General features: G+C 69.2%; 16 protein-coding genes and 1 pseudogene. 9 read left to right on the top strand and 8 right to left on the bottom strand.

Going from position 1 to position 17,450, the window contains the following annotated elements; translation table 11 throughout:
- The first annotated feature begins 829 nt into the window (after positions 1–829).
- Entirely contained in the window at positions 830–1,576 is a 747-nt protein-coding gene (locus tag G6048_RS18450; RefSeq protein WP_165340656.1) for an IPT/TIG domain-containing protein, read from the top strand.
- Between the two features lie 150 nt (positions 1,577–1,726).
- Positions 1,727–3,013 carry an IPT/TIG domain-containing protein gene (locus G6048_RS18445; RefSeq protein WP_165340655.1) on the top strand — a complete coding sequence of 429 codons (1,287 nt, stop codon included), beginning with the start codon at positions 1,727–1,729 and terminating at the stop codon, positions 3,011–3,013.
- A 126-nt stretch (positions 3,014–3,139) separates the two neighbouring features.
- Here G6048_RS18445 and G6048_RS18440 read toward each other — a convergent pair.
- The 3 genes and pseudogenes from G6048_RS18440 to G6048_RS18430 all read right to left on the bottom strand — a co-directional run.
- Positions 3,140–4,249: pseudogene (locus tag G6048_RS18440) on the bottom strand (glycoside hydrolase family 18 protein); the annotation flags it as partial.
- Between the two features lie 295 nt (positions 4,250–4,544).
- Positions 4,545–5,186: a response regulator gene (locus tag G6048_RS18435; RefSeq protein WP_165340653.1), complete on the bottom strand. Its 642-nt coding sequence runs from the start codon at positions 5,184–5,186 to the stop codon at positions 4,545–4,547.
- Positions 5,183–6,421, bottom strand: a complete 1,239-nt coding sequence (locus G6048_RS18430) for a sensor histidine kinase (protein ID WP_165340652.1) — start codon at positions 6,419–6,421, stop codon at positions 5,183–5,185. The genes G6048_RS18435 and G6048_RS18430 overlap by 4 nt, the downstream gene beginning before the upstream one ends.
- 152 nt (positions 6,422–6,573) lie before the next feature.
- On the opposite strand from G6048_RS18430, the gene G6048_RS18425 reads away from it, so the two are divergent.
- A complete protein-coding gene (locus G6048_RS18425; protein WP_165340651.1) occupies positions 6,574–7,161 on the top strand; it encodes a hypothetical protein in 588 nt (195 codons plus the stop codon).
- Positions 7,158–7,355, top strand: coding sequence for a DUF5708 family protein (locus G6048_RS18420; protein WP_165340650.1), 198 nt, complete (start codon positions 7,158–7,160; stop codon positions 7,353–7,355). The genes G6048_RS18425 and G6048_RS18420 overlap by 4 nt, the downstream gene beginning before the upstream one ends.
- Before the next feature lie 7 nt (positions 7,356–7,362).
- On the opposite strand, the gene G6048_RS18415 is transcribed toward G6048_RS18420, so the two are convergent.
- From G6048_RS18415 to G6048_RS18405, 3 genes are read right to left on the bottom strand one after another with little or no spacing between them, the layout of a single operon-like run.
- Positions 7,363–7,935 (bottom strand): cob(I)yrinic acid a,c-diamide adenosyltransferase, encoded by a 573-nt coding sequence (locus tag G6048_RS18415; RefSeq protein WP_165340649.1) that lies wholly within the window; start codon positions 7,933–7,935, stop codon positions 7,363–7,365.
- Between the two features lie 13 nt (positions 7,936–7,948).
- Positions 7,949–8,698, bottom strand: a complete 750-nt coding sequence (locus G6048_RS18410) for an ABC transporter permease (protein WP_165340648.1) — start codon at positions 8,696–8,698, stop codon at positions 7,949–7,951.
- 7 nt (positions 8,699–8,705) lie between these two features.
- Entirely contained in the window at positions 8,706–9,488 is a 783-nt protein-coding gene (locus G6048_RS18405; protein WP_165340647.1) for an ABC transporter ATP-binding protein, read from the bottom strand.
- Positions 9,489–9,584: 96 nt separating this feature from the next.
- On the opposite strand from G6048_RS18405, the gene G6048_RS18400 reads away from it, so the two are divergent.
- The 4 genes from G6048_RS18400 (at position 9,585) to G6048_RS18385 (ending at position 14,573) form a co-directional block, all read left to right on the top strand.
- Complete coding sequence (locus G6048_RS18400; protein WP_165340646.1) at positions 9,585–10,226, top strand: TetR/AcrR family transcriptional regulator; 642 nt, start codon at positions 9,585–9,587, stop codon at positions 10,224–10,226.
- Positions 10,227–10,361: 135 nt separating this feature from the next.
- The gene (locus tag G6048_RS18395; protein ID WP_165340645.1) at positions 10,362–11,210 is read left to right on the top strand and encodes a 3-hydroxyacyl-CoA dehydrogenase family protein; all 849 of its coding nucleotides are present in this window, start codon (positions 10,362–10,364) and stop codon (positions 11,208–11,210) included.
- Positions 11,211–11,374: 164 nt separating this feature from the next.
- Positions 11,375–11,698, top strand: a complete 324-nt coding sequence (locus G6048_RS18390) for an STAS domain-containing protein (protein WP_165340644.1) — start codon at positions 11,375–11,377, stop codon at positions 11,696–11,698.
- A 295-nt stretch (positions 11,699–11,993) separates the two neighbouring features.
- The gene (locus tag G6048_RS18385; protein WP_165340643.1) at positions 11,994–14,573 is read left to right on the top strand and encodes an ATP-binding protein; all 2,580 of its coding nucleotides are present in this window, start codon (positions 11,994–11,996) and stop codon (positions 14,571–14,573) included.
- Positions 14,574–14,707: 134 nt separating this feature from the next.
- Here the strand turns inward: G6048_RS18385 and nucS are convergent, their stop codons facing one another.
- On the bottom strand, positions 14,708–15,379 hold the full coding sequence (gene nucS, locus G6048_RS18380; RefSeq protein ID WP_165340642.1) for an endonuclease NucS: 672 nt from the start codon (positions 15,377–15,379) through the stop codon (positions 14,708–14,710).
- Between the two features lie 280 nt (positions 15,380–15,659).
- Between nucS and G6048_RS18375 the strand changes: the two genes are divergently transcribed.
- Positions 15,660–16,052, top strand: coding sequence for an SCO5389 family protein (locus G6048_RS18375; protein ID WP_165340641.1), 393 nt, complete (start codon positions 15,660–15,662; stop codon positions 16,050–16,052).
- A 152-nt stretch (positions 16,053–16,204) separates the two neighbouring features.
- Here G6048_RS18375 and G6048_RS18370 read toward each other — a convergent pair whose 3' ends face one another.
- Complete coding sequence (locus tag G6048_RS18370) at positions 16,205–17,233, bottom strand: LLM class flavin-dependent oxidoreductase (RefSeq protein ID WP_165340640.1); 1,029 nt, start codon at positions 17,231–17,233, stop codon at positions 16,205–16,207.
- Positions 17,234–17,450: the final 217 nt, after the last annotated feature.

Raw genomic sequence — 17,450 nt, 5'->3', positions numbered from 1 at the left:
CGCGCTGGTGTGACCCGGCCGCCGAATCAGCCGGCGCCGCGCACGGCGCCGGCTGATCGGGATCCAATTTCTCGACCGGGGGTGCCCATCGCGGTATGTCGGCGCAGTAACCCGTGCTTCTGCAGAAAAGCCGCAGGTAGCCGACTGCCGCATCCCCCGGTGAGAATGGGCGGCCCACCGGCCAGATCCATTCCAGTAGGCCACGCTCGCCCCGGCAGCCGTAGTGCTTTTGGTATATGTCACTCGAATGGTCCAGTGCTCTCACGGATTCCCGCCACTGAGGCGGACCGGCCCCCCGGTATGAACCGTCCGGCTGTGTGCCGGTGCGAAGGGGAAAGCAGGGGAGGGTAATCGCCGCGGCAGGCGAGTTGGCATTCGTCGGGGTGTGCTTCGGCGACGCAGCCGCCGACGGGCCACATGCTCGTCGCAACGTCGGCCCGCATCGCCGTACTACTCCTTTCGGGTGACTGGGTGGGTAGCCTCTTGTCACTCGATTGGATGTATGGGTCACTAAGAGTGTGAACCGGCGGGCTGCCCATCCCCGAGCCGGGGGAACGTTCGGACAGGCAGCGCTCGCCGGTTTTTCCTTGCCCAGGGGAGATGGTGAAGGCTGCCGCACACCCGGTTGGGTGTGCGGGGGCGCCTGCGTCGGTTCGTTCACCCGGGCGTGGCTGCACTGCTGATCGGTGCTCGCCGCATCGGAAGGAGTTGAGCAGGGCCGACGTGCGTGCCTGTTGGCGGCGGTCCCACTCCTACGACGTGGCAGTCGATGGCTCGTCATTCCGGCCGGTTCCTCGCATGTCCCCATCAACGAGCGAGGAGTGTCCTCATGCCTATCTCTCCGAATCAGGGTTCCACCGGGGGCGGGACCCTGGTGACCATCACGGGTACGAACCTGTCCAGCACCAGCGCGGTGACGTTTGGCAGCAAACCTGCCACGAGCGTCACCAACGTCTCTCCGACCCAGGTCACCGCCGTCTCTCCCTCGGGAACCGGCACGGTCGGCGTCACGGTGACCACCCCGGGCGGAACCAGCAACCCGGTGTCGTACTTCTACGTCGGCGCCCCGTTCAAGTCGTCCCTGGGCTCCACCTCCGGGCCGCTGGCCGGCGGCAACACCATCACCATCAACGGCACCGGCCTGTCGACGGCCACCAGCGTCTCATTCGGCGGGGTCACCGCCACCCCGACCGTGAACACCGACAGCTCGCTCAGCGTCGTGGTGCCCGCGGGCGCGGCGGCCGGGCCGGTGTCGGTGAGCGTCACCACCGCGGGCGGCACGAACAACGGCCTCAGCTACACCTACGTCGACGTCCCCGGGATCGGGACCATCAGCCCGACCTCGGGTTCGACCGAGGGCGGGACGGCCGTGACCATCACCGGAACCAACCTGGACAGCACGGACTCGGTCACCTTCGGCGGCGCTGCGGCGCCGTTCTCGGTGATCAACGCGACCACGCTGTCCGCGGTCACTCCGCCCGGTGTCGCGGGAGCGGCCGACGTGGTCGTGACCAACCCCGCGGGGTCGGACACCGCGGTCGGCGGCTTCACCTACGTCGCGGGCCCCGGTATCTGACCGGTCTGACCGCCTCCGCAACAGGGAGGTAATGAACCCCCGTCCGGGCGGCAGTCCCCCCTCCGCCCGGACGGGCTCGACCTCGCAGTCACGCCATGACGTGGCTGCACGCGTCTTCGATTCCCCACCCCCGCGTGAAGGAGTACAGCCATGGCTGCCCCTGTCGTCACTTCGGTCAGTCCCAACGAGGGGCCGGCCGCGGGTGGTACCACCGTCACCGTGAACGGAACCGGCTTCACCAACGTGACAAGCGTCCGGTTCGGAACCAAGCCCGCCCCGTCGTTCACCGTGACCACCGTCAACGGCGTCACCAAGCTCACGGCGGTGACTCCCTCGGGCACCGGCACCGTGAACGTCACCGTCACCACGACCCAGGGCACCAGCAACCAGTTCGTGCCCTTCACCTATGTCAGCCCGGTGCCCACCCTCTCGAACCTGTCGCCGAATCAGGGCTCGTCCTCCGGGGGGACGTCGGTGACGCTGACGGGCTCGAAGCTCTCCGGTGCGACGGGGGTGTTGTTCGGCGGGGTGGCGGCGGCCTCGTTCACCGTCGACAGCAGCACCCAGATCACCGCGGTCAGTCCGGCCCACGCCGCCGGCCCGGTCAACGTCACCGTGACCACTCCGGGCGGCACCAGCAACGCCCTTGCCTTCACCTACGTCGCGGCACCTTCCATCACCGGCCTGTCGCCGAATCAGGGCTCGTCCTCCGGGGGGACGTCGGTGACGCTGACGGGCACGGACTTCTCCGGTGCGACGGGGGTGTTGTTCGGCGGGGTGGCGGCGGCCTCGTTCACCGTCGACAGCAGCACCCAGATCACCGCGGTGACCCCCGCCCACGTGGCCGGCCCCGCGGCGGTCACGGTGACCAGCCCCAGCGGCGTCAGCAACCCGGACGACCCCAACGCGTTCTTCTTCTACGCCGAGTCGCCCTCGCTGGCCGCGCTGGCCCCTCCCTCCGGACCCACCGCGGGCGGCACCACCGTCACGCTCAGCGGAAGCAGCCTTCTCGGTGCGACGGCGGTGCTGTTCGACGGGGCGGAGGCGGCCTCGTTCACGGTCGACTCGGCCACGCAGCTCACCGCGGTGACCCCGAGCCATGCTCCCGGCGTCACGCAGGTCACGGTGACCACTCCCGGAGGCACCAGCAACCCCGTCGACTACGTCTTCCTGGACGCCCCCGCGCTGGTCTCCCTCGCGCCTGACCGGGGACCGGCGCACACCGCTACGGTGGTCACGCTGACCGGCGACAATCTCGCGACCACCACCAGCGTCCAGTTCGATGCCGTCCCCGCGTCGTTCACCGTGGTCTCCCCGACGCAGATCACCACCGTCGTGCCGACAGACACCGCCGGGTCGGTCTTCGTCACGGTGACCACACCCGCCGGCACCAGTAACGGCTTGACGTACACGCGAGTCGCCGCGCCCGCTGTCTGATGCGCCGCGAGTTCGCGAACCGCGCGTGAGGTCCCCGGGACGAGTAAATGTGGCCTGAAAGGCCACATTTACTCGTTGGGTGACGCTCCCGGACGAGTCTGGGGGAGCGTCAACTCGGCCCAGAAATTACTTGAGGCCGCTGTCGATGGCCTTCACCAGTTCGCCGTTGCCGGTGTCACCGCTGAACTCCCAGAAGAACGCCCCGCCCAGGCCCTGCTTCTTGGCCCAGGCCATCTTCCCGAGGATCGTCGCCGGGGTGTCGTAGGACCACCAGTCGCTGCCGCAGTGCGCGTATGCCGTGCCGCCGACGGTTCCGGTGGCCGGGCAGGACTTCTTGAGGACCTTGTAGTCCTCGAAGCCCGCCTCGTACGTGCCCGGGGCCGCCCCCGTCGCCGTACCACCGGGCGCGGACTGTGTGACGCCGGTCCAGCCGCGGCCGTAGAAGCCGATGCCGAGCAGCAGCTTCTTCGCGGGCACACCGATCGCCTTGTACTTGGCGATGGCCTCGGCGCTGGTGAAGCCCTTCTGCGGAATACCGCGGTAGGGGGTGAGCGCGGAGTGCGGGGCGGTGGGGCCGTCCGTGGCCCAGGCGCCGAAGAAGTCGTACGTCATCACGTTGTACCAGTTGAGGTACCGCGCGGCGCCCGCGTAGTCGGCGGCCTCGATCTTGCCGCCGGAGGAGGCGTCGGCGGTGACGGCGGCGGTGACCAGGTACTTCGGGCCGAACTCGGTGCGCAGCGCCCGCATCATGTCCCGGTAGGCCGTGGCGTCGCTGGTGTCGCAGGTCAGACCGCAGGCGTTCGGGTACTCCCAGTCGATGTCGATGCCGTCGAAGACATCGGCCCAGCGCGGGTCCTCGACCAGGTCGTGGCAGGACTTGGCGAAGGCCGCCGGGTCCTTGGCCGCCTCGGTGAAGCCGCCGGACCAGCTCCAGCCGCCGAAGGAGAAGAGGATCTTGATGTGCGGGTACTTGGCCTTCAGCTGGCGCAGCTGGTTGAAGTTGCCTTTGAGCGGCTGATCCGCGGCGTCGGCCGTGCCGCTCACCGAATTGTCGGCGGAGACCGGCATCTCGTAGTCGGCCCATGAGTCGCCGATCGCGCACTTGCCGTCGACGACGTTTCCGAAGGCGTAGTTGATGTGTGTGACCTTCGCGGCGGAGCCGGAGGTCACCAGGTTCTTGACGTGGTAGTTGCGGCCGTAGACGCCCCACTGGATGAAGTAACCGAGCTTGACGGTCTTGTCCGGGGGCGGAGCGGGCGCGGCATCCACGGCGTCCACGGTATCCGGGGCGGAGTTGGGAGTGGCGGGCTGGGCAGGTCCGGCGAGGCCGACCAGGGCGGCGAGCGGGAGCAGCAGGGTGGCGAACCCTGCCACGGCTCTGCGTCTGACTCTGAGGCCGAAGCGCATGCGGGGACTCCTCGGAGAGGTGAGGGAGCTGAGAGCGGTGTGAGGGGGGTGCGCTGGACAATAGAAAGGTCTGGACCATAGGTCAATAGGTCCAGACCACTGACTGTGCTCGGCGGCGTACTTGCTACACCCCCAACTCCTGCGCCAGCACCGCCGCTTGCACCCGGCTGCGCAGCTCCAACTTCCCCAGCAGACGGCTGACGTGGGTCTTCACCGTGGCCTCGGCCATGTCCAGGCGGCCGGCGATCTCCGCGTTGGACAGTCCGTCGCCGAGGCAGGACAGCACCTCGCGTTCACGGCGGGTGAGGGATTCCAGGACCGCCGGGTCGGGCCCTGGACCCCGTACGGGCTTCGCGGCGAACTCGGCGATCAGGCGTCGCGTGACCGCGGGCGCGATCAGGCCCTCGCCGCGCGCGACCGTGCGGACTGCTTCGATGAGAGCCTGCGCCTCGGTGTTCTTCAGCAGAAAGCCGGAGGCACCGGCCCGCAGGGCTCCGAAGACGTACTCGTCGAGGTCGAAGGTGGTCAGCACGAGCACGTCGGCGAGGCCCTCGTCGACCACCTGGCGGGTGGCCGAGACGCCGTCGAGGCGGGGCATCTGGACGTCCATCAGGACGAGGTCCGGCCTCAACTCCCGCGCCAGGGCGACCGCTTCCTCGCCGTCCGCGGCCTCGCCGGCCACCTCGATGTCGGGCGCGCTGCGCAGAATGAGGACGAGCCCGGCGCGTACGGCGGACTGGTCCTCGGCGACGAGCACGCGGATCATTCGGTTCCTCCCAGGGTGGTCGGCAGGGTGGCGTGTACGGTCCAGATCTTGCCGTCGCGAAAGCCGTGCGAGTCGTGCGAGTCGTGTGAGTCGCCCGAGCCGTCCGCGTCGGGTGCGCTTTCGGGCCCGGCCTCGAAGGTGCCGCCCAGCAGAGCGACCCGCTCCCGCATGCCGACCAGGCCGGCGCCCGAGCCGGGGGCGCTCGGGCCGTCGCGGTCCCCGTACGGGCTGGTCACCCGCAGGCTCAGGGTGCCGTCCTGCTGGGCGAGCGCCACGGTGACCCGGCCGGGGGAGGCGTGCTTGAGGGCGTTGGTCAGGGACTCCTGGACGATCCGGTACGCGGCGAGCTCGACCGGTGCGGGGAGTTTTGCGTGCGTGGTGTCGAGCGTGACGTCGAGGCCGTTGGCGCGGGCGGTGTCGACGAGTGCGCCGAGTCCGTCGAGGGTGGGGGCGGCCGAGGGCTCGGTGTCGCCGCTGGAGTCCCGCAGGATCCCGATGAGCCGCCGCATCTCCGCCAGGCCCTCGACGCTGTTCACCCGGATGATGCCGAGGGCCTGCTTCGTCGTGTCCGCGTCGTCGAGCGAGAGCGCGGCCGTGGAGTGGATGGCGATCGCGGACAGGTGGTTGGCCACCATGTCGTGCAACTCCCTTGCCATCCGGGCGCGTTCGGCGGTGACGGCCTGGGTGCGGTCGATCTCGGCGAGCAGGGCGGTCTGTTCGGCGCGCAGGCGGGCGGCTTCGGCGGCGTCGCGGTGGTTGCGGACGATCAGGCCTGTGGCAGCGGGGCTGAACGCAAAGATGCCGACTGCCAGCCCGATCAGGAGCGCCAGAGGCACGCGCCACACCGCGAACGGCACCACCGACGAGGCCGCGGCGAGCAGGCCAGTGATCCGCGGGAGGCGGCGGGCCCACACGGGCGGGCCGTACAGGACGGCCGCGTACATGAGGTCGGTGAACATCAGCAGTGTGATCAGGTTGCCCTGAGTCATCGTGTCGATGGTCAGAGCAGCTGTGCCGATCAGCAGCGCCGTGAGCGGGGCGATCCGCCGCAGCAGCTCGCAGCCGGCCATCACGACGAGCGGCAGCAGGAGTGCCCAGCGCCCCGGCCAGAGCACGATCGGTTCGTCGTGCGGCCGCGTGGCCGCGCCGATGCCCCATACTGCGAGCCCGCCGAGCAGGCCCGCCAACGCGACGTACACGTCGAAGCGGTGCGGGCGGGGGAGTCGTACGGCCATGGCCCCATCCAACACGGGCCGGGCGCTCTCCGCGTGATGCCCGCGGAGGGTCCCGGACTGCATCCTTCGATGTACCGCCAGTTCGTCACCGCCGACGACGAAAGCCGCCCGTCCCGGCAGGAGCCTTGAGGGGTGACCGAAAGGAGTGAGCCGTGGTCGTCGGCTTGATCATCGCCTGCGAGGTCGGGTTCTGGGTGCTGCTGGCGCTGGGCCTGTCCGTCCGCTACCTGCTGAAGTGGCGCCGTACGAGTGTGGTGCTGCTGTTGTGCGAGCCCGTGCTGGAGCTGGTCCTGTTCGCCGCGACGGCGATCGACCTGAAGAACGGCGCCGAGCCGAGCTGGGAGCACGGCCTGGCGGCGCTCTACATCGGCTACACGGTGGCGTTCGGCCACTACACGATCCGCTGGCTCGACGGCCACGCGGCCCATCGCCTGGGCGGCGGCCCGCCCCCGACGAAGCCGCCGCGCTACGGCCGTGCCCGCGCTCGCCACGAGGCGAAGCTGTGGCTGCGGGCGGTGTTCGGGGGCGCCGTGGCTCTGGCGCTCCTTCAGCTCGCCGTCTGGTACGTCGGCGACTCCGGCGACGTCAGCTCCCTGCGGGCCTTCCAGTGGGTGGCGGTGCGCACGATCGGCATCTACGGCCTGATCGCCCTGTCCTACACGATCTGGCAGAGGAAGGCGCCCGCCGGGACCGAGGAGGAGCACCCGCTCACGACAAGGAAGGAGAGTGCCCGGTCATGAGCCAGGCGTCGAAGAACCTGCTGGAGGGGATCCTCACCTTTGCGATCGGCCTGCCTCTGTGGCTGTTCACCGGGGATGTGGAGACCCCGGTCGTCACCCTGACGAAGGTCGGCGTGGTCATGATGTGCGTCGGGGGCGCGCTCGTCCTGACGGGCCTCTACCAGACGGCGCGCACGTCGGCAGGGAACCGGTAGGGGCGCCTCAACGCTCCCCGCCCGGCACCCACAGCACGTCCCCGACCTCCTTGTTGGCGGAACGCGCGAGGATGAACAGCAGGTCAGACAGCCGGTTGAGGTAGGTGGCGGTGAGGGGGTTCATGGTGTCAGCGTGGACCTCCAGGGCCGCCCACGTCGACCGCTCCGCTCGTCGTACGACCGTGCACGCCTGGTGCAGCAGGGCCGCGCCGGGCGTGCCGCCGGGGAGGATGAAGGAGCGGAGCTTCTCCAGCTCGGCGAGGAAGCGGTCGCAGTCCGCCTCCAGCTTGTCGATGTAGAACTGCTCGACGCGCAGCGGTGGGAACTCCGGGTTCTCGACGACGGGCGTGGACAGATCGGCCCCGACGTCGAAGAGATCGTTCTCCACGCGGGTGAGGACCTTGACGAGTTCCTCGTCCAGCCCGCCGAGAGCGATCGCCGTACCGATCACCGCGTTCGCCTCATTGGCGTCGGCGTACGCCGCGATCCGCAGATCGGTCTTGGCGACCCGGCTCATGTCGCCGAGGGCGGTGGTGCCCTGGTCGCCGGTCCTGGTGTAGATGCGCGTCAGATTGACCATGTGACCAGCCTAGTTACGCTCCGGCCTTCCGGAACACTCGTGTGCCCACTGTCACGGCGAGCGCCGCGAAGCAGAGGGCCACGAGCACGCCGTGCAGCATGTTCGACGTCGCGTACGAGCCGAGGTACGCATCCCGCACCGCGTCGACCAGATAGCGCACCGGCATGAACCGCGAGAGCACGTCCAACCAGCCGGGCGCTAGAGCCATCGGCAGCATCAGTCCGGACAGCAGCATCGACGGCATGGTGATCGCGTTGATGACCGGACCGAACTCCATCGGAGTCTGCACCGTCATCGCGAACGCGCATGAGAGTGCGGCGAGCGACACGGAGAGCAGCGCCACGAAGGCGAAGCCGATGAGGACGCCGACGAGCGGTGCGCGCAGGCCCATCACCAGCGCCGTGAGCACCAGCAGCACGGACTGGAAGACGAAGAGCAGGGCGTCGCGCAGTACGCGTCCGAGCAGCAGGGCCAGTCGGCTGACCGGTGTCACCCGCATCCGCTCGATCACTCCGGTCTGCTTCTCGATGATGACCGAGAATCCGCTGAAGGAGGCGCCGAACAGGCCGAGTTGCAGTAACAGCCCGGGGACCAGCACCTGCCATGACGAGCCTTGCGAGCCCAGGGGCAGGTCGGTGAGCAGCGGTCCGAAGAAGAGCAGGTAGAGCAACGGCATGAGGATGCCGAAAAGCATCTGGAACTTGGAGCGCAGCGTCTGGCGGGCGTAGCGGCCGAAGACCAGCGCGGTGTCGTGCAGAAGCATGGGGGTCCTATACGGCTACGGGGGTGGAGTCGGCCGGGGCGGGTCCGCGGCCGGTGATGGCGAGGAAGGCGTCCTGAAGCGTGGCGTCGATCGATCCGGCGTACTTGAGCTTGAGTGCGCCCGGCGTGCCCTCGGCCACCACCGTTCCCTTGTCGACGATCACCAGCCGGTCCGCGAGCGCGTCAGCCTCGTCGAGGTAGTGCGTGGTCAGGAAGACCGTCGTGCCGTACTCGTCGCGCAGCCGCCGCACCAGGTCCCACAGATCGGCGCGGCTGCCGGGGTCGAGCCCGGTCGTCGGCTCGTCGAGGAAGATCACCTCGGGCCGGTGCATCAGGCCCATCGCGATGTCCAGCCGACGCCGCTGGCCGCCGGAGAGCGCCGCGCACTTGCGGTCCAGCAACTCGGTCAGGTCCAGGTCCTCAGCCAACTCCTCGGCGCGAGCGATCGCCTGAGGTTTCGTCAGGCGATACAGGCGCCCTTGGGTGACCAGTTCCTCGCGTACGGAGATGGTCGGGTCGACGCCTCCGGACTGGGCGACATAGCCGGTCTTCTCGCGCACCCGGCCGGGTTCGCGGACCAGGTCGCAGCCGGCGACCGTGGCCGCGCCCCCGGTGGGCGCGAGCAGCGTGGTGAGCATCCGGAGCGTGGTCGTCTTGCCGGCGCCGTTGGGCCCGAGGAAGCCGACGATCTCGCCCGGCTGGACGGTGAGGTCCACGCCTCGCACCGCCTCCACCGGGCCTTGTTTCGTCTGGAAGGTCCGGGCCAGCCCGGCCGTACTGATGATTGCCATGCGCCAAGAAAAACAGAGTCCCTGAAATTTTGCAACAACACCAAAAATTGGCTGGACCCAAGATTGGGCCAACCGCAGCGAAGCTACGATGGAGGCATGGCAGAGGGGCTCAGGGAGCGGAAGAAGCGCGAGACGAGGCAGCGGATCTCGGACATCGCCACGTCGCTGTTCGTGGAGCACGGCTTCGTGACCGTGACGATCGCGGACATCGCCGACAAGGCCGACGTCTCCGTGAACACCGTCTACAACTACTTCCCCGCCAAGGAGGACCTCTTCCTCGACCGCAGCAAGGACGTGGTCCACCGACTCTCGCGTTGGGTGCGCGGCCGTGACGTGGGGGAGTCGGCCGCTGCGGCCGTACTGCGCGAGCTGCGGGAGGAGGTCGAGACGGTCTCGCCGCGCGTCGGTCTCATGGAGGGCTACGAACAGTTCATGAGGGTCATCCATGAGGCGCCCACCCTGCGCTCCAGGCTGTGGAGCGTCCAGCAGGAGGTCCAGGAGAACTTGGAGGCGACCCTGCGCGAGGAAACCGGCGCCTCTGTCGACGACCCCATGCCCACGCTGATCGCCGGTCAGATCAACTGGCTGCACCAGACGGTGATGGGCGTCATCGGCAGCGAAATGGTCGCCGGGCGCAAACCGGGCGAAGTGTCCCGAGAGGTGCTCCTGCTCCTGGACGACATGGAGGACCTGTTGAGCGAGAAGGTCCTCAACTACGCCGTACGAGCGCCGGAATGACCCCTGCCGGTGTGATGTCCGTCCATCGAGACGTGACTCGCATTACTAACTAGTCACACAGCCGCTCACGAGCGCTAAGGTCCGCCGGAGAGGCAGATATAAGCAGCGTGTTAAGTGGGTTAGGGGAGTCGGACTGTGGCGCGGAAGCTTGCCGTCATCGGAGCCGGACTGATGGGTTCCGGTATTGCCCAGGTATCCGCACAGGCCGGCTGGGACGTCGTCCTACGGGATGTCACCGATGAGGCGCTGACGCGTGGTACGGACGGCATCAAGGCGTCGTACGAGAAGTTCGTGAGCAAGGGGAAGCTGGACACCGGTGCGGCCGAGGAGGCCTTGGGGCGTATCACCGCGACCACCGATCTCGACGCGGTCGCCGACGCCGACATCGTCGTCGAGGCCGTCTTCGAGAAGCTGGACGTCAAGCACGAGATCTTCCGTGCGCTCGACAAGCTGGTGAGGGACGAGGCCGTACTCGCGTCCAACACCTCCGCCATCCCGATCACCAAGATCGCGGCGGCCACCGAGCGCCCGGAGCGGGTCGTCGGCGTCCACTTCTTCTCACCGGTCCCGATGATGCAGCTGTGCGAGCTGGTCCGCGGCTACAAGACGAGCGACGAAACGCTCGCCGCCGCACGGGAGTTCGCCGAGTCCGTCGGCAAGACCTGCATCGTCGTCAACCGCGATGTCGCCGGTTTCGTGACCACCCGTCTCATCTCGGCGCTCGTCGTCGAGGCGGCGAAGCTGTACGAGTCGGGCGTGGCCAGTGCCGAGGACATCGATGTCGCCTGCAAGCTGGGCTTCGGTCATGCGATGGGGCCGCTGGCCACCGCCGACCTGACGGGCGTGGACATCCTGATGCACGCGACGAGCAACATATACACGGAGACGCAGGACGAGAAGTTCGCGCCTCCGGAACTGATGCGCCGGATGGTCGACGCCGGTGATATCGGGCGCAAGAGCGGGCAGGGCTTTTACACGTACTGACCTTCTGTCGTCCCTGCAGTGATCACCCTTAGGGGTGGTTTCGGTATCGGTTCGCTTACAGACGGCAACTTCTGCCCCGCTACGGCAGTCAGTCCTGGCACAAACACAGGACACGGAAGAGCACGAAAGACGCTGAACACGAAACGCACTCTCGGGGAGCGCATATGCACATCAGGGGCGACCACGCCGAGCTGGCCGTCGGGGGCCGCCTCGACGTCGTCAGCGCGGCGGACGCCCGTACGGTCCTGCACTCGGCCGTCGACGACGGAGCCGGCGACCTGGTGCTCGACCTGTCAGAGCTGGACTCCTGGGACGCCACCGGACTCGGTGTCATCATGGGGGCCCACCGGCGGGCGGGGAGGTGTGGCCGGAGGCTTGTGCTGCGCGGCGTTCCGCCGCAGATGCAACGCCTGTTGGTGGCGACCCGGCTGCACCGGATCCTGGCGATCGAGGGCGGCATCGGAGTCGAGTCGCTGCCCCGGGTGTGAGCCGGACCGCCGCCGTCAGAAGGAACGTACCGCCGCTCACTCGAGAACCGGCTTTCGCAAGAAACCGGACCGCCGTCTCCTGCATGAAAAGCACAGCGAACACAATCCTCATGAAGCTGTGACGTCTCGGACGGCGCCGTACCCCGTCTGTTCGTAGATACTGTGCGAAGGTTTAGGGTTCGGCTGCCCGCTATACCCTCACCAACCCGTAAGCGGGCACCGGACCAGAAGCGACAGCGCAGTGTGCAGCAGGCCGGGGGGCTCGGCACACAACGCTTTTGGGGGGCTTGGACCTATGGACCCGACGAACAACCGAGGACCCGAAGAGCACGGCCGTGACGACGACGTCCGGACGCCTCGACAGCGCCCGCCGCGTGATCCGCTCACGCAGGCGCTCGCACCGGGAAACGGCCAGAACACGCCGGCACTGGCGCGCACCGTCCAGCTGGTGTCCGGCGACTACCTGCTCACCGTCAATCCCGTCGACGGCAGCGAGATAGAGCTCTGCCCGCCGGGCGAGCGGCCGGGCAGACCGGTGAAGTTCACACCCGCCGAGCGCGCCGAGCTGGCGCGCGCCTCGCGGCCGCCCGTACCACCGGGGCCCTCGCTGCCCAGGATGCCGCTCCTGGAGCGTGAGGAGGAGCGTGAGCGGCTTGTGCGCCTGCTTGCGCGCGGGCGCTCCGTACGGCTCACCGGGCCGTCGGGATCGGGCCGTACGGCGCTTCTGGAGGCTGTCGCCGACGACTGTGCGGATCTCGCCCCCGACGGCGTCGTACGCCTCAGCGGCTACCGCCGCACGGTCGGCGATCTGCTGCACCATCTCTTCGCGGCCGTCTACAGCGCGCCGTTGTACCGGCCGGAGCCGGACGAACTGCTCGCGCTCGTCCGGGAGATCGGCGCGGTCGTCGTCCTCGACGACATCGAGTTCGGCGGCGGCGCGCTCGACGAGTTGCTCGACGCGACGCCTGAGTGCGCCTTCCTGATCTCCGCGACGCCCGAAGTCGCCGCGCCGTCCACCGACTCACTCCTCGAAGAGGTGTTCCTCGGCGGGCTCGGCCGGGCCGGCGGGCTCGAACTGCTCGAGCGTGCCGTGGGCCGCGTACTGACCGAGGACGAGGCGAACTGGGCGGGCGACCTCTGGTTCGAGTCCGAGGGACGGCCGCTGCGCTTCGTGCAGGCCGGTGCGCTGCTGCGGCAGCGCGACCAGCTGCGCGCCGACCCGAACGCCTTCGACGAGTACGGCTACTACGAGGACGCGCCCGTGGACGCGCCCTTCGACGCCGAGGACCTCCAGGACGTACCGCTGCCCTCGCTCGCCGACGGCGCCGCGCCCGCCGCGCTGCTCGCCTCCCGGCTCAGCGAATCGGCGCGCGCCACGCTGCGGTTCGCCGTCGCGCTGGGCGGCGAGGTGCCGCACCAGGCGCATCTGCCCGCCCTTGTCGGGGACACGCACGCGGACGCCGCGCTCGCGGAGCTGGTCGGCTGCGCGCTCGTCACGCCGGTCGGCTCGCACTACCGGCTCGCGGCGGGCGTGCACACCCAACTGGCGGGCGACGGGTACGTCTCCGACGCGCATGAGCGGGCGCAGACCGCCGCCCGGCACTACGCCTGGTGGGCCGGGCATCCTTCGGTCACCCCGGAGAGGGTCGCCGCCGAGGCGGACGCCGTGCTCGCGGCGCTCACCGGGCTCGTGTCGGTGGCCGAGCCGCCGCTGGAGGGCGAGGAGGAGAGCGCCGCCGTAGCGCTGGCCCGTGCGGTCGCGCCCGCGTTCGCCGCGAGCCTCGACTGGGGTTCCTGGGAGCGCACGCTGCGGGCGGGCGCCGAGGTGGCCAGGGTCGCCGGTGAGGTCTCCGAACAGGCCTACTTCCACCATGAGTTGGGGATACTGGCGCTCTGCGGCGGACAGTACGACCGGTCCCGCGCCGAGCTGGAGGCCTCCGTCGGGCTGCGCGGCGCCGTCGCGGACAAGCGCGGTAGCACCGCCGGCCGCCGCGCCCTCGCGCTGGTCGACGACCGTACGGGTGTCACTCCGGCGGCCGGGTTCGGGGCGACGACGGGCGAAGAAGTGTCCGACGCCCGGTACGAGGAGTCGGCGTCGCCCCCTGGTGGCGTACCGGCTACGTTTGCGTCGGTCTCGCCGCCCACTCCGCCTCAGCTTGCGACGGTGATCACGCGTCGGACCGGACCTCCGGCTTCGCACCGGCCCAGCGGCGTCAAGCGGCTGGTGAACGGCACCAAGCGCAATCTGGTGGCCGCGGGCGCGGGCGCGATGCTCGTCGCCGTGCTCGGCACGGTGGTGACGCTCGGCGCCACCTCGGACGGCGAGAACCCTCCCCCGTCGGAGAGGGTCGGCGTCAACCCCTCGGCCAGTCCGGGTGACAACGGCGGCGGGCTCGGCGCGGAGCAGCCGGTGAAGGACGACGACTCCGACTCCACGAGCCGTCCGACGGCACCGGACCCGGGCGAGGACGGCATCGTGGGGACCGCGGACGATCCGACGCCGACGCCGAGCAAGAAGCCGTCGGAAGACGATCCGACCGGGACGAAGGACCCGGACGATCCGACCAAGTCGCCGTCGAAGCCGCCCACGAGCAAGCCGCCGGCGGACGACCCGACGCCGAAGCCGCCGGACGATCCAACGCCGACGCCGCCGGACGATCCCACACCCACGCCGCCGGACGACCCGACGCCGACGCCGCCGGACGACCCGACGACTCCGCCGACCGTCGATCCACCGGACGACCCCACGCCGCCGGACAACTCGGCCAGCGGCCCGGCGCCCAGCACACCGGTGTCCAGCCCGCCCGAGACCACCGCGAGCGCTCCGGCGGAGAGCGACGAGCCGCCGGGCGGCGATCTGACGACGGTGATCTGACGCCGGGGATCTGACAAAAGCCGCGTACGACACGGCAGTTGTACGAACGGTAGTTGTACGTCACGGCAGAGGGCCGGGTCCGCTCGATACGGACCCGGCCCTCTGCCGTCGTAACCCTCAGAACGTCCCGGCTGTCAGAACAACCGAAGCTTGTCGTCCTCGATGCCCCGCAGCGCGTCGTAGTCGAGGACCGTGCAGCCGATGCCGCGGTCGGTCGCGAGGACGCGGGCCTGCGGCTTGATCTCCTGGGCCGCGAAGATGCCGCGTACCGGCGCGAGATGCGGGTCGCGGTTCAACAGCTCCAGATAGCGCGTGAGTTGCTCCACGCCGTCGATCTCGCCGCGTCGCTTGATCTCCACGGCGACGGTCTGGCCCTCGGCGTCCCGGCAGAGGATGTCGACCGGGCCGATGGCCGTCATGTACTCGCGGCGGATCAGCGAATAGCCCTCGCCGAGGGTCTCGATGCGGTCGGCGAGCAGTTCCTGGAGGTGTGCTTCCACGCCATCCTTGATCAGGCCGGGGTCCACGCCCAGTTCATGCGAGGAGTCGTGGAGGACCTCCTCCATCGTGATGATGAGCTTCTCGCCCGCCTTGTTCGTGACGGTCCAGACGCCCTTCTCGTCTCCGTCCCCCTCTTTCAACGTGCAGGGCGGAGACATCCAGTTGAGGGGCTTGTAGGCCCGGTCGTCCGCATGGATCGAGACGCTTCCGTCCGCCTTCACCAGGATCAGGCGGGGTGCCGACGGGAGATGGGCGGTGAGCCGGCCGGCGTAGTCGACGGAGCAGCGGGCAATGACGAGACGCATGGTCGGCAACGCTACTCGACGGGCGCTGGTGAACGCGATTCGCCCATCGTCAACGCCTCTTGCCAATGGCACATGCTGTTTGGAAGTGGCCGGTTGTGTGCGCATTGGTGCCCTGCTGTGTTCCAGATGTCCTGGTGCGATCAAGAACAGTTGCCTACCGTATGAACGGGAGGTCGTGGTGCGCGTACGCAGCGTGTCCGTTGTCAGGTTGTCCGTTGTCGCGGTCTCCCGCCCTGTCCGTCAACCCCCTCTGTCGGGAGGGGGTGCGAGAGGAGAACCCATGTCGCTGGACGTCTCACCGGCCCTACTCGAACAGGCCGAGCGAGGCGAGGTCGACGAAGCGGAATTCGTCGACTGCGTCCGGACTTCCCTGCCTTACGCATGGGAGATGATCAGCTCCCTGGTGGCCCAACTGAAGGTCGACGGCGGAAACTTCGCCGACAACCAGACGCCGCCGCCGGACGAGCAGGCACGGGGCCAGTTGCTGCGAGCGCTCGCGAGTGACGCGATACGCGGCGCTCTGCAGCGGCACTTCGGAGTACGGCTGGCCTTCCAGAACTGCCATCGGGTGGCGGTGTTCCCGCTGGACGCGTCGGTTGACGACACGCTGGCCCGCTTCACCTCGGTGCGCAGCCAACTGCTGAACCAGTCCCCGGAGTTCCGGGACTGCTGAGGCAGCGACGCCGCAGGCTTGCCGCCCCGTACGCGGGAGGTGCATTTTTTGCACGGGGCGGCAAGCTCCCCGCGAGGCGGGCGCGTTGAGCCCCGTCCGCCGCCGACCGGCCCGGGCACACGAGCAGCCGTACCCTTCCCGGCGCCAGCCCTTCACCGCAGTCGTGGCAGCACCTCCGCCCCCAGCCGCCGTACGTTCTCCTCCGTCGCCGCCAGATCGCCCGAGCCCTCCACCAGGAGTGCGAAGCGGGTGATGCCCGTACGCTCCGAGGTCGCCGCCAGCCGGTCGGCGCACAGCCGGGGCGTGCCCACCGGGTGCAGACCGCAGAGCAGTTCGGTGTACGCCAGCGGGTCCCGCATCGACCGGGCGCGGCCGTCCACCGTCACATGGGCCTCAAGACCCTGCTTCAGCCAGCCCGGCATCGCCTTGACGAGCGTCTCGACCGCGTCGGCACGGCGGTCCGCTATCTGCGCGATGCCGGCCGAGACATGCGCCGCGCCCGCGATCTCCTCGGGGGAGCGGCCCGCGGCCCTGGCGTGCGAACGCCACAGTGCGACCATCTCCGCCTTCTCCTCGTCGCCGACATGCATCCCGAGCAGCATCGACAGACCGCGCTCGGCGGCCAGCCGGACACTCGCCGGCGAGGTGCAGGCGACGACGACCTCCGGACCCTCGGCGCCCGTCAGATCCTCCGACGGCCTTGGTACGACCGGGACTTCACGGAAGCTGAAGCGCTCGCTCGCGCTGGAGACGGAGGGTTCACGCAGCCAGCGCACCAGCAGATCGAGTGATTCCGGGAACCCCTTCTCGTACGCCTCGAGACCCGATCCGAAGACCTCCAGGTCGACCCAGGGGCCACCGCGCCCCACGCCCAGCATGAAGCGTCCGCCGGACGTCACATGCAGCAGCGCGGCCTGCTCGCCGAGCGTCACGGGGTGCGTGTTGGGGAGTACGCTGACCGCCGTGCCGACGCGGATACGGCGGGTGCGGCCGAGCAGCAGCGCGGCGAGCGTGACGGCCGACGGGCACGTCCCGTACGGCACGAAGTGGTGCTCGGCCAGCCAGACCGCGTCGAGCCCGGCCTCCTCGGCGACCTCCGCCGACCGCACCGCGCGATGCAGTGCCTCTCCGTGGCCCTGTCCCGGGAACTGGGCTGCCAGTACAAAACTTCCTACGCGCATCGCACTCCTGTCCTCCTTGGCGCCGAGGCGGCTCCTCAACCGCATAACCGTCTGACACGTGCCAAAGAAACGGCTTGGCGGGGAGATTGGCGGATTGTCTGCAGAATGGGCCGGTCACGCCGGGAGGTTGAGCCGGTCACGCCGGAGTCTGTGGGGGCTTTGTGGTACGTGTACCCATGGCTGGGCCGCGTAGGCTGGATGCGACCCATGCTCCCTG

It is taken from the genome of Streptomyces ureilyticus (genome assembly GCF_011045025.1).
Classification (GTDB): domain Bacteria; phylum Actinomycetota; class Actinomycetes; order Streptomycetales; family Streptomycetaceae; genus Streptomyces; species Streptomyces ureilyticus.
The sequence above is the reverse complement of the archived record's forward strand: the minus strand, read 5'-3'. Positions and strand labels throughout refer to the sequence as shown.

Excerpts from the sequence above, each read along its gene's own strand:
- G6048_RS18450 (WP_165340656.1), top strand. The coding sequence starts at position 830 with ATGCCTATCTCTCCGAATCAGGGTTCCACCGGGGGCGGGACCCTGGTG.
- G6048_RS18445 (WP_165340655.1), top strand. The coding sequence starts at position 1,727 with ATGGCTGCCCCTGTCGTCACTTCGGTCAGTCCCAACGAGGGGCCGGCC.
- G6048_RS18435 (WP_165340653.1), bottom strand. The coding sequence starts at position 5,186 with ATGATCCGCGTGCTCGTCGCCGAGGACCAGTCCGCCGTACGCGCCGGG.
- G6048_RS18430 (WP_165340652.1), bottom strand. The coding sequence starts at position 6,421 with ATGGCCGTACGACTCCCCCGCCCGCACCGCTTCGACGTGTACGTCGCG.
- G6048_RS18420 (WP_165340650.1), top strand. The coding sequence starts at position 7,158 with ATGAGCCAGGCGTCGAAGAACCTGCTGGAGGGGATCCTCACCTTTGCG.
- G6048_RS18415 (WP_165340649.1), bottom strand. The coding sequence starts at position 7,935 with ATGGTCAATCTGACGCGCATCTACACCAGGACCGGCGACCAGGGCACC.
- G6048_RS18410 (WP_165340648.1), bottom strand. The coding sequence starts at position 8,698 with ATGCTTCTGCACGACACCGCGCTGGTCTTCGGCCGCTACGCCCGCCAG.
- G6048_RS18405 (WP_165340647.1), bottom strand. The coding sequence starts at position 9,488 with ATGGCAATCATCAGTACGGCCGGGCTGGCCCGGACCTTCCAGACGAAA.
- G6048_RS18400 (WP_165340646.1), top strand. The coding sequence starts at position 9,585 with ATGGCAGAGGGGCTCAGGGAGCGGAAGAAGCGCGAGACGAGGCAGCGG.
- G6048_RS18390 (WP_165340644.1), top strand. The coding sequence starts at position 11,375 with ATGCACATCAGGGGCGACCACGCCGAGCTGGCCGTCGGGGGCCGCCTC.
- G6048_RS18385 (WP_165340643.1), top strand. The coding sequence starts at position 11,994 with ATGGACCCGACGAACAACCGAGGACCCGAAGAGCACGGCCGTGACGAC.
- nucS (WP_165340642.1), bottom strand. The coding sequence starts at position 15,379 with ATGCGTCTCGTCATTGCCCGCTGCTCCGTCGACTACGCCGGCCGGCTC.
- G6048_RS18375 (WP_165340641.1), top strand. The coding sequence starts at position 15,660 with ATGTCGCTGGACGTCTCACCGGCCCTACTCGAACAGGCCGAGCGAGGC.
- G6048_RS18370 (WP_165340640.1), bottom strand. The coding sequence starts at position 17,233 with ATGCGCGTAGGAAGTTTTGTACTGGCAGCCCAGTTCCCGGGACAGGGC.